Below are 590 nucleotides of genomic sequence, written 5' to 3'. Positions count from 1 at the left end.
TTCGCTGCGTCCTTCGCTGCCCATGACAATGAAGCACGCGTCCTGCTGGAGTTCCTTGGGCACCAGCATTTCGAACAGGCGCCGGAAGATCGCGCGATGGACATCGCTGGCCAGTCGACCAATGCGGTCGGACTTCATGCCGTTTCGCAGCAACGCGCCGATCAACCGCAGCATGGCATCGGCCGCCGGCTTGAGGTCGGTCGGCTGCTTTGCCCGGGCGACCAGCTCGAGTATCGCGCTGGAATGGGTCGCCATATAGCCGAGGACATCGGTTTGGTCGAGCGCGGCGAAAATCCTGCCGTGGTCGGTCACCAGCAGGTATTCAACGCCGGGCCGCTGCATCTGGATCAATGCGTCGAGCAGCAGCGCGCCGGAATCGATGGTCACCAGAGGACGGTGGGCGACCCGCACGACCGGCGCATCCGCCGGAACCTCGTCGAGGGCCAGGGCGTCGCGCAGGCTCGAATCGGTGACGAGCGCGCTGTCGGCACCGGCCTCGATCAGCAGGCAGCCAACCCGTTGATCGCGCATCGCTTGTGCAGCGTCGCGCAGCGTGGCATCTGCCTGGATGCGAACCGGTTCTCGCAGCG

Annotated in this window: 1 protein-coding gene; it reads right to left on the bottom strand. The window is 65.6% G+C overall.

The annotated features are described in order from the left end of the window. A partial coding sequence (locus tag JNK74_29600) for a hypothetical protein (GenBank protein ID MBL7650329.1) occupies window positions 1-590 on the bottom strand: 590 nt, incomplete at both ends.

The sequence above is a fragment of the Candidatus Hydrogenedentota bacterium genome, assembly GCA_016791475.1.
Lineage (GTDB): Bacteria > Hydrogenedentota > Hydrogenedentia > Hydrogenedentales > JAEUWI01 > JAEUWI01.
This window is presented reverse-complemented; position numbering and strand designations above follow the sequence as displayed.